This is a genomic window from Flavobacterium sp. N1994, assembly GCF_025947145.1.
Taxonomy (GTDB): domain Bacteria; phylum Bacteroidota; class Bacteroidia; order Flavobacteriales; family Flavobacteriaceae; genus Flavobacterium.
Window position 1 is genome coordinate 3,165,139 of the sequence record NZ_CP109999.1, and the last position, 9,150, is coordinate 3,174,288.

Below are 9,150 nucleotides of genomic sequence, written 5' to 3' on the forward strand. Positions count from 1 at the left end.
TTTCTCTTTCTTGTTGGTAGATTGAGAATTGATAAATTAAATTGATTAATGCGATTACGTTCAGTACTATTGCTAGTAGTAGATATAAGAATCCAAAAATTAAAATTTGATCCACTTTAGGAAATAGGAGATTGGCGATTAGGAATAAAGTGCCAATTCCAAAAGAGATAATGGCTAAATAGGTTGAAAATTTTCCAGTTGATTTTTTTGTTGTTAAACGAATATGAAATGCCATAAATAAGAAAGATGAGAGTGCCAAGAACCAATGTGAATAAAAGAGTTTCACTATTTTGAATGCTTTTCCAACTATGGTAAAAAAGCGTAAAAGGATGTCTTATGATATCCCAGCTGTTAAAGCGCAATATTCTACCAAGATAAATACCAAATGCCGATAGATAAATACTAACTCCAATCAAGAAACAGCTTTTTTTAAAGCTGTATTTCATTTGTAATAGATGATGTATATCAAACAGTGAAAGTATTCCAGCATAGAATCCTGCAATTGTAAAGGAAGTTAACAGCAAAATATCAAAGAGATATTGATAACTATTAAAGTGATGTAGATGAACAAAATCCGTTATTAAATAAAAGGAGTTTGGCAAGAAAAGCAACCAAGTTATTCCTATGAAATAAAAAGATAAAGTACCAGGAATACTAGTCTTAATTTTACTCGACAAAAAATAGGGGATATAAGCTAAAAACAAATTCCAGAGCAGAAAAAGTAAATAGATTTCACGTGTGAGTTTAACACGTAACAGCATTAAACCCAATGATAGCAAGGCTAATAGTATTAAAATAGAATTTTGTTTTTTATCTAATAAATAAACCGATAAGATTTTGTCCATAACATGTATGTATTTAAAAGTACTTTGAATTTCAAAGTTTAATTATAAAAAAATAGAGTTAACTTTTTGAGATCAATTTTTCTAAGGCTTCAATATGGTCTTTAAAAGCCTTCTTCCCAGCAGGTGTTGCCATGTATTTTGTATTTGGTTTTTTACCAATAAATTGCTTTTCAATCATAATGTATTCCTCGGTTTCCAGTGCTTTGGCATGACTAGCTAAATTTCCGTCTGTGACACCAAGCAATTCTTTGAGCGTATTAAAATCGGCACTCTCGTTCACCATCAAAATCGACATAATGCCCAAACGAATTCGGTGATCAAAGGCTTTGTTGATATTTTGAATGATGTTTTTCAAAATTAATTTCTATCATATTTAAAATACATCATCGCTCCATAAATGATGTGACAAATGCCAAAACCTAATACCCAAAAATACAATCCATATCCTGAAAATTCAACTGCTATAAGTCCAAGAATGATTTCGGTGATGCCTAAATAACGAACATCTTTTAAGGTGTATTTGCTAGCATTTAAACAAGCTAATCCGTAGAATATTAATGTTATCGGAGCAATCAAACCATATACTTCATGACGCAATAGGAGTAAAGCAAAAATTCCACCAGTGAACAAAGGAATACAGAAATTTATGAGCAATCTTTTGGAGGAAGCATTCCAAACTTTTTCTCCCACTTTTTTGGCTTTTTGTTTAGTCATCAGGAAAGCGGTTGTTAATGATAACAACAAAACTACTAAAGCTGTTAAAACAATCAACTTAAATGTCTGCCCTTCAATGATAACAACATCATATTTATTTTGTTCCAAAAGGTAGTTAACTATAAAGGCTCCAATCAATGCATAAATTCCAGCGAGAATTCCGGATAAACCACTTAAGGAAATAAACTGTGTTGATTGTGACATCATTTGTTTAATGTCTTGTATGTCTTTAAGGTATTTTTCGTTTTCCATTTTAAAGTACTTTGAAAAACAAAGTAAATAAAATATTTTTCATTGACCAAATGTTTTTTCATTTATTTTTGATGAAAATATTTCCCATGAAAAAAATCGCACTTTTCACATTATTCCTTACTTCTGTAGTGTATTCCCAAAGCAAAGACCAACAAATGTTTAAGGATATCTATACTTTTTCGTTAACCAATTCCAATTGTTATTCCTGGTTAGATGATTTGTCTAATAAAATTGGTTCTAGATTATCAGGTTCGGTTAGTGCTGAAAAAGGGATTGCTTATGCAAAATCAAAACTAGAAACTTTAGGATTGGATAAAGTATATCTTCAAGAAGTGATGGTACCAAAATGGGTAAGGGGTGAAAAAGAAACGGCTTATATTTTGGATAATAAAACAAAAACTGCTATTCCCATTTGTGCACTTGGAGGTTCTATTGCTACCGCAAAAAATGGATTGACAGCTGAGGTTATAGAAGTTCATAGCTTGAAAGAACTAGAAATCCTTGGAACTGAAAAAATTAAAGGAAAAATAGTTTTCTATAACAGACCCTTTGAACCCGAAAATATTGATGCTTTTAAATCCTATGGGAATTGTGTTGATCAAAGATTCTATGGTGCTAAAGAAGCTGCAAAATATGGGGCAGCGGCTACGATAGTTCGTTCCATGAACTTCAGATTAGATGATTTTCCGCATACGGGTGCGCAAAGTTATGGTGATTTACCAAAAGAAAAATATATCCCAACAGCTGCTATCAGTACAAATGGAGCTGAACTATTGAGCAAAAAATTAAAAGGGAATAGTGGTTTAAAATTCTATATGAAGTTATCTTGTCAAACATTTGAAGATGTTCTTTCTTATAATGTTATTGGAGAGATTACAGGTTCTGAACATCCTGAAAAAATTATGATTGTTGGAGGACACATTGATTCTTGGGATTTAGCAGATGGCTCTCAAGATGATGGAGCTGGTGTGGTACAAAGCATGGAAGTTTTAGAGTTATTTAAAAAATTAAACTATAAACCCAAAAATACGATTAGAGCTGTACTTTTCATAAATGAAGAAAACGGAGGAAAGGGCGGAAAAAAATACGAAGAGTTAGCAAAGCAGAATAAAGAAAATCACATTTTTGCTCTCGAAAGTGATGCCGGAGGATTTTCCCCAAGAGGATTTACTTTTGAATGTGATGCAGCCAATTTTGAAAAAGTAAACAATTGGAAATATTTATTTGACCCTTATTTAATTCAAAGTTTTACTATTGGTGGAACGGGTTCAGATATTGGACATTTAACTTCTGCAAAAATTGTAAAAGCTGGATTGGCGCCGGACTCTCAGCGTTATTTTGATTATCATCACGCTGCGAATGATACATTTGATGCTGTGAATAAAAGAGAATTAGAACTTGGTGCTGCAACTATGGCTTCATTGATGTATTTATTTGACCAATATGGGATTGATTAGTTCAGTCTTAAACAATAAAAAAACGTCCCAATTTTTGGGACGTTTTTTATTTTTGTGCGATGCTTTATATTTTAAATATTCCTCCAAAAGCAATAATTCTTTGTAAAAAATAAAAATGTTGTGAAGCTCTATCTGCTGGATCAAAAGTAGTTCGGATATCTGGCATATCGATATAGCCTCCTTTTAATTCGGCTTGAACAAAAAAGTATTTAAAGAAAGTTAGATTAATCCCCACTTTTGCCGATAAACCAAATCCTGAAACATGGAAATCATCATGACGTTCTTTTTCTAGTAGTTTAGCGTTTGTTTTTGGATATAAAAAACCGCCACCAATACCTTCTGTTATGTTTACTTGAAACTTATCAGTATTTGGTAAATGAAAAAGTTTAGAAACATCATCTACTCTTGAAATTTCTGTGTTTACATAGTTTAATCCATCAGTATGTTCAAAGGTTAGAAATTTTTCATCACTTAAGTCTATAGTATGATTTCCCGACTCTAAATAAGTGCCTTGAAAATTAGGATAAGAAGCGCCAACAACACCACCAATGTTAGCCGTTTGATTTTGAATCATTACATATTTCATGTGATCTAAACCTAAGGAAATATTATAATGGTCATTGATGAAATACCCTATTCTAAAATTGGTTTGTGGTATCGTCATTCTTGAAGGATTTACATAATCTATCTGCCATCCTTTTGGTTTGTCTTCAGCGGCTACATCGTAAAGTGTAAAATCATAATCAGGGCCTTTAAAATGAATGTCAGATTTAGAAAAGCTTTCGCGATTTCCACCCCAATAAATGTACATCTTGCCTTTGTTGTGTGCGGTATATTTTTCAGGATTAACTGCTTTTTCTTGAGCAGAAATGGTTTGTGATAAGACACAAACTGTTAGGAACGAAAATAAAACTATTTTTTTCAAAGCGTATTATATTAAAATTGATTAATTGTTTTTCGGATAGCTACTAGCCTTGTCATTAGACCTTCAAAATAATCCAAATGCAGCATATTGGCACCATCACTTTTAGCATGTGCTGGGTCAAAATGGGTTTCTATGAAAATACCATCAACACCAACAACAATTCCAGCTTTGGCAATGGTTTCAATCATATCGGGTCTTCCTCCGGTTACTCCAGTGGTTTGATTAGGTTGTTGTAATGAATGGGTTACATCTAAAACGGTCGTTGCATAATTTTGCATGGTTGGAATACCACGAAAATCTACAATCATATCTTGATACCCAAACATAGTTCCTCTATCGGTAACCATTACATTTTGATTATTACAATCCAATACTTTTTGAACAGCGTGTTTCATACTTTCTGGACTCATGAACTGTCCTTTTTTCAGATTGACTACTTTACCGGTATTGGCAGCAGCCACCACTAAATCCGTTTGACGAACTAAAAAGGCAGGAATTTGTAATACATCAACATATTGGGCAGCCATGTCGGCATCTTCATTGGTATGTATGTCGGTTACAGTTGGAATATGAAAAGTTTCCGAAACTTTGCGAAGTATTTTTAAAGCTTTTTCATCACCAATTCCAGAAAAACTGTCAATTCTAGAACGATTGGCTTTTTTGAACGATCCTTTAAAAACGTATGGGATTTGTAATTTATCAGTTATAGTAACTAATTTTTCAGCAATTTTCATTGCCATTTCTTCTCCTTCTATGGCGCATGGTCCAGCGAGTACAAAGAAATTCCCACTATCAGTATGTTTGATTTGTGGAATAGAATGAATATTCATAGTGTGTGTTTTTTACGCGTGCAAAGTTACTATTTATTTGATAAATAGTTGCAGTGAATATGTTAAGTTATTTTTTTATCGAAAGCCCTAAAGGAACAAGTAAGTATCCTCTTTCATAGATGTTTAAATAAAGTTTGATAGGTTCTGCTTGTCCTTTCCATCGTACTTCATATACATCGAGAAAACCAGCTCCCATTTCTGATCTTTTTGTAGGGAATGGACAACAGCTTTCTAATTTTATATAGGTAATGGGTTCGCCTTTCGGCCCAGCTAAAGCATTCAAGTAACGTTCAGCATTTAAGTTTTCGCTTTTAGTATTTAAATAAAAAACATTGACAGGATAATCAGGATCATAACCATATTTTTTGTCTTTACTATACTCTGTTAAAACAAAAGTATTGTCTTTTGATAAGGTGGGCATCGGTGCATTATTATCTACATTCTTTAATGTCGATTTTGTACTAACACATGAGGTAAACAAAGAAAGTATGACAATAATAAATGTCAGTTGGATTAGATTTTTACTCACAATGCTACTATTGGTTTTTCTGTATTCGTGAATTTTTGGTTTCATAATAAATTATTTTTTTCATGGAGCTACAATAATCGTGCTAAAAATTATTTTTTATTGCGAATCAATAATGAAACTAGGGCTCCAGTGATGATTCCTTTTGATAAACCAGTGAAAGTACTTTCTATCATATAGGTTTTCAAATTGAAATACACTTTAGCATTTTCCAAAGTCATGTAATGATTTTTTACCTTGTACGCTATGATGTTTTCAAAAAAATGAGGTGTTATACTTTTGTAAATGACATATTGCACAGCAGGATTAAGTAAAGCTATGATAAAGGATATAATTATTCCGCTAACAAATCCTTGTGTCCATGTCATGCTGTTGTTGAAAATATATTTTTTCTTTTCCTGTATTGCTAAATAGAAAAACAATATAGCTGGAAAAACAAAAAGGTTGGTGTACATTCCGTAGTTTGCAATATTTTCATCGTGAAGTCCGATTGTCTTTTCTCCGATAGACCAAGCTAAGGTCAACAAGGTAAAGCGAAGGGCCCATTTTATTTCTATAGAATAGTTTTTCATTTTGGTCTTTTAATTCGAGATCAAAAATACTTCATTTCAGTAATTTAATATTGCTATTTTTGTAAAAAATCAACCTATGGAAATTTTAACACATACATGGCATTGGTCAATTGCTGGTTTTCTTATTGCAGTTGTAATGCTATTACTTAATTATTTCGGAAAAGTATTTGGAATGTCATCCAATTTACGCTCTTTATGTGCCATGACGGGAATCGGACGAAAAGTGCCTTTTTTTGATTGGGATTGGAAATCACAACGGTGGAATTTAGCTGTAGTATTTGGAGCTATGATTGGAGGGTATGTTGCCGTTCATTTTTTAAGTGATGCTTCGAATGTGGATATTAATCCTAAAACAATTCAACAATTAGCAGCAATGGGAATAGATGCTCCAAACGGAAAATTATTACCGGATGCTTTATTCGGAAACCAAATATTTGAATCTCCCAAAATGATTATTATTTTACTAGTAGGTGGATTATTGATAGGTTTCGGCTCCAGGTATGCGGGTGGTTGTACTTCAGGTCATGCTATTGCTGGAATGAGTAATTTACAATTACCGTCTCTAAAAGCTGTGATAGGTTTTTTTGTTGGTGGACTGATTATGTCACATTTTATATTACCCTTATTATTCTAAGTTATGAAATATATAAAGTTTATACTCGTTGGTTTCTTTTTCGGAATTGTATTAACTAAAGCCGAAGCGGTTTCTTGGTATCGAATTTATGAAATGTTCCAATTTCAATCTTTTCATATGTATGGCATTATTATGACTGCTATTGCAACTGGAGTTATTGGAATCCAAATTATAAAACGAAGCAAATTAAAAGATATTGAAGGAAACGTATTGACTATTCCAGACAAAGAAAAAGGGAATGCCAGATATTGGATTGGTGGAATCCTTTTTGGATTAGGTTGGGCCATGGTAGGAGCTTGTCCTGGACCAATATTTATTATGTTAGGAGCTGGATTTCTGAGCGTTGGATTGATATTAATTGGCGCTGTTTTTGGTACGTTTTTATATGGTGTTTTAAAAGATAAACTCCCACATTAAATTAGATAGCATTTCAATCGAAATGCTATTTTTTTTGATTCAATTTTAAAATTCCATATGTAATAGAAAATTGAGCAATTAAATAAGTCAACATTATCCAAAACGAAGCTAATGGTATTGGCGAATGAAATTTATCGATAGCCAAAATACTATCTGATGTTACAAAGAAAAAGGCGCCAAGAAGTACAATATATTTTGAATTGTTTTCCCAATTAAAAGCTCCTTTTAAAGCTATGATTAGCATGATGGAAATAGTCATGGCATAAAAACTCACAGGTACTTTTAAATCGCCTAACGTGGGAATAAGCAAAGAAAGCATACTTTTTAAATAGATTATTATTCCAATAAAACCAATCCAAAATAATGGATTTTTTAAATGGTTTTTTTCTGATTTTTGTCTAAAAAAGAGTCGGATAAACAAAATGTGAGCAATCAAAAAGGCTATCAATCCGAAGATAAAATACAATTCTCCTTTGTCGGCAAATAGTAAAATACAATCTCCAACCCAAGAAAAAAACAGTGCTGATAACAACCATTTTTTGGTTTCAAACGAATCGCTTTTAACTACGGCATAAAATAATAACGGCAATAAAAACGGTTTTAAGTACCAAGTTATAGCGTCATTTCCTGTCAGTAAAAGTATAGAATAGACTATCCCAAAAATCAGAAAACCTTGAAGCAATCGTTGACTAGTTATCATAAGAAAGCGTGTTTTTAGATTTCTTGAATTCGATGAAAACAAAATAAGAACTCATCAATAAAGATAAAGTGAAATAGGTGATAAGTAATCCATTTGAAAAAGGCAATAGGGTTGACATTCCAAACCAATCGCCATAGAAATAGAGGATTCCCATCGAAAAAAGAAATCGCAATCCTTCCCAAAACACAGAGAATTTTCTAGTATCCATCAATTCGGTGTAACTGTAAACCGTCAGAAAAACGAATATCCCATAGACAAAAATATTTGGCAAACCAATGGTTGCAATATTTCCAAAAAGATAGCTAATTAATCCGAGTGTTGTAAACAATTGCACTAAAGACCAATACATCAATAGCTGAGAATGCTGATGTCCATATTTATCAAATCGGTAAACATCCGTTATTTTATCAATTGGATATTTCTCATCTAAACCTTTTGGTCTCCATCCTGTGGGTTTAAACCAAATAGTGAATTTATCTTTCCAGTTTTCGGCATGATAAGCATCTTTAATCAAAAGCCACAAATGTTGAAAATTGATTTTAATCGGATTCCAAGTATGAGCGGGTCTAGTTATACCAAACACTGGTGGAACCGAATCTAATTCTTCCTGAAAAGTGCCAAACCATTTGTCCCAAAAAATAAAGATTTGACCATGATTTTTATCCATATATTCCGGGTTGATAGCATGATGAACTCTGTGATGAGAGGGTGTAACCATAAACTTTTCTATAAAACCCAATTTGCCAATATATCGAGTGTGATACCAAAATTGTAAAAACAAATGTATTGGTAATAAAATGGCGATCACTGTTGAAGAAACTCCCAAAAGTGCGGCAGGAAGTAAAAGAAAAGTAAATAAATTCACAAAACTTGAAATTGGTTGACGCAAGGCGCAAGCTAAATTGAATTCTTCACTACTATGATGAATGGCGTGTTTGTTCCAAAAAAAATTAATTTGGTGTGCCCATCGATGTCCCCAATAGCCATAAAAATCAATAGCAAAAAAAGCTATTATGTAAGTTAGAACAGTAGTCTGAACATGAATAATTGCCAAATGAGTAACCATCCATTCATAAGAAATAATGGCAATACTCAAGCCCAACGCATCTTTTACAGCATTAGTCATTCCTGAACTGATGCTGGAAATACTATCCATCATCGGAGCATGATCAATACCTTTGTAATAGCCGTATATTTTTTCAATTACAATTAGTAAAAGAAAAAAGGGCATAGCAATCAATAAGATTTTCCCGTATTGTTCCATAAATGTTGAATTTG

At 32.6% G+C, this 9,150-nt stretch carries 12 protein-coding genes; 3 read left to right on the forward strand and 9 right to left on the reverse strand.

Going from position 1 to position 9,150, the window contains the following annotated elements; translation table 11 throughout:
- Window positions 1-116 precede the first annotated feature (116 nt).
- From OLM53_RS14040 to OLM53_RS14050, 3 genes are read right to left on the reverse strand one after another with little or no spacing between them, the layout of a single operon-like run.
- A complete protein-coding gene (locus tag OLM53_RS14040) occupies window positions 117-845 on the reverse strand; it encodes a DUF1361 domain-containing protein (protein ID WP_264520853.1) in 729 nt (242 codons plus the stop codon).
- A gap of 58 nt (window positions 846-903) precedes the next feature.
- The gene (locus OLM53_RS14045; protein ID WP_264520854.1) at window positions 904-1,200 is read right to left on the reverse strand and encodes a winged helix-turn-helix domain-containing protein; all 297 of its coding nucleotides are present in this window, start codon (window positions 1,198-1,200) and stop codon (window positions 904-906) included.
- Between the two features lie 2 nt (window positions 1,201-1,202).
- Window positions 1,203-1,811 carry a hypothetical protein gene (locus OLM53_RS14050; RefSeq protein ID WP_264520855.1) on the reverse strand — a complete coding sequence of 203 codons (609 nt, stop codon included), beginning with the start codon at window positions 1,809-1,811 and terminating at the stop codon, window positions 1,203-1,205.
- A gap of 86 nt (window positions 1,812-1,897) precedes the next feature.
- On the opposite strand from OLM53_RS14050, the gene OLM53_RS14055 reads away from it, so the two are divergent.
- Window positions 1,898-3,268 carry a M20/M25/M40 family metallo-hydrolase gene (locus OLM53_RS14055; protein ID WP_264520856.1) on the forward strand — a complete coding sequence of 457 codons (1,371 nt, stop codon included), beginning with the start codon at window positions 1,898-1,900 and terminating at the stop codon, window positions 3,266-3,268.
- Between the two features lie 64 nt (window positions 3,269-3,332).
- Here OLM53_RS14055 and OLM53_RS14060 read toward each other — a convergent pair whose 3' ends face one another.
- The 4 genes from OLM53_RS14060 to OLM53_RS14075 form a co-directional block, all read right to left on the reverse strand.
- A complete protein-coding gene (locus tag OLM53_RS14060; RefSeq protein WP_264520857.1) occupies window positions 3,333-4,193 on the reverse strand; it encodes a hypothetical protein in 861 nt (286 codons plus the stop codon).
- Window positions 4,194-4,204: 11 nt separating this feature from the next.
- A complete protein-coding gene (gene kdsA, locus OLM53_RS14065; RefSeq protein WP_264520858.1) occupies window positions 4,205-5,023 on the reverse strand; it encodes a 3-deoxy-8-phosphooctulonate synthase in 819 nt (272 codons plus the stop codon).
- A gap of 67 nt (window positions 5,024-5,090) precedes the next feature.
- Window positions 5,091-5,597: a 2-dehydro-3-deoxyphosphooctonate aldolase gene (locus tag OLM53_RS14070; protein ID WP_264520859.1), complete on the reverse strand. Its 507-nt coding sequence runs from the start codon at window positions 5,595-5,597 to the stop codon at window positions 5,091-5,093.
- Between the two features lie 44 nt (window positions 5,598-5,641).
- Window positions 5,642-6,121: a DUF4199 domain-containing protein gene (locus tag OLM53_RS14075; protein ID WP_264520860.1), complete on the reverse strand. Its 480-nt coding sequence runs from the start codon at window positions 6,119-6,121 to the stop codon at window positions 5,642-5,644.
- Between the two features lie 76 nt (window positions 6,122-6,197).
- Between OLM53_RS14075 and OLM53_RS14080 the strand changes: the two genes are divergently transcribed.
- Together OLM53_RS14080 and OLM53_RS14085 are read left to right on the forward strand one after the other, a co-directional pair.
- Window positions 6,198-6,755, forward strand: coding sequence for a YeeE/YedE family protein (locus OLM53_RS14080; protein WP_264520861.1), 558 nt, complete (start codon window positions 6,198-6,200; stop codon window positions 6,753-6,755).
- 3 nt (window positions 6,756-6,758) lie between these two features.
- Complete coding sequence (locus tag OLM53_RS14085; RefSeq protein ID WP_264520862.1) at window positions 6,759-7,172, forward strand: DUF6691 family protein; 414 nt, start codon at window positions 6,759-6,761, stop codon at window positions 7,170-7,172.
- A 25-nt stretch (window positions 7,173-7,197) separates the two neighbouring features.
- Here the strand turns inward: OLM53_RS14085 and OLM53_RS14090 are convergent, their stop codons facing one another.
- Together OLM53_RS14090 and OLM53_RS14095 are read right to left on the reverse strand one after the other, a co-directional pair.
- Entirely contained in the window at window positions 7,198-7,872 is a 675-nt protein-coding gene (locus tag OLM53_RS14090) for a lysoplasmalogenase (protein ID WP_264520863.1), read from the reverse strand.
- Window positions 7,862-9,136 carry a sterol desaturase family protein gene (locus OLM53_RS14095; RefSeq protein WP_264520864.1) on the reverse strand — a complete coding sequence of 425 codons (1,275 nt, stop codon included), beginning with the start codon at window positions 9,134-9,136 and terminating at the stop codon, window positions 7,862-7,864. The genes OLM53_RS14090 and OLM53_RS14095 overlap by 11 nt, the downstream gene beginning before the upstream one ends.
- Window positions 9,137-9,150: the final 14 nt, after the last annotated feature.

Coding starts and splice junctions, on each gene's coding strand:
- OLM53_RS14040 (WP_264520853.1), bottom strand. CDS start 845: ATGGACAAAATCTTATCGGTTTATTTATTAGATAAAAAACAAAATTCT.
- OLM53_RS14050 (WP_264520855.1), bottom strand. CDS start 1,811: ATGGAAAACGAAAAATACCTTAAAGACATACAAGACATTAAACAAATG.
- OLM53_RS14055 (WP_264520856.1), top strand. CDS start 1,898: ATGAAAAAAATCGCACTTTTCACATTATTCCTTACTTCTGTAGTGTAT.
- kdsA (WP_264520858.1), bottom strand. CDS start 5,023: ATGAATATTCATTCTATTCCACAAATCAAACATACTGATAGTGGGAAT.
- OLM53_RS14070 (WP_264520859.1), bottom strand. CDS start 5,597: ATGAAACCAAAAATTCACGAATACAGAAAAACCAATAGTAGCATTGTG.
- OLM53_RS14075 (WP_264520860.1), bottom strand. CDS start 6,121: ATGAAAAACTATTCTATAGAAATAAAATGGGCCCTTCGCTTTACCTTG.
- OLM53_RS14080 (WP_264520861.1), top strand. CDS start 6,198: ATGGAAATTTTAACACATACATGGCATTGGTCAATTGCTGGTTTTCTT.
- OLM53_RS14085 (WP_264520862.1), top strand. CDS start 6,759: ATGAAATATATAAAGTTTATACTCGTTGGTTTCTTTTTCGGAATTGTA.
- OLM53_RS14090 (WP_264520863.1), bottom strand. CDS start 7,872: ATGATAACTAGTCAACGATTGCTTCAAGGTTTTCTGATTTTTGGGATA.
- OLM53_RS14095 (WP_264520864.1), bottom strand. CDS start 9,136: ATGGAACAATACGGGAAAATCTTATTGATTGCTATGCCCTTTTTTCTT.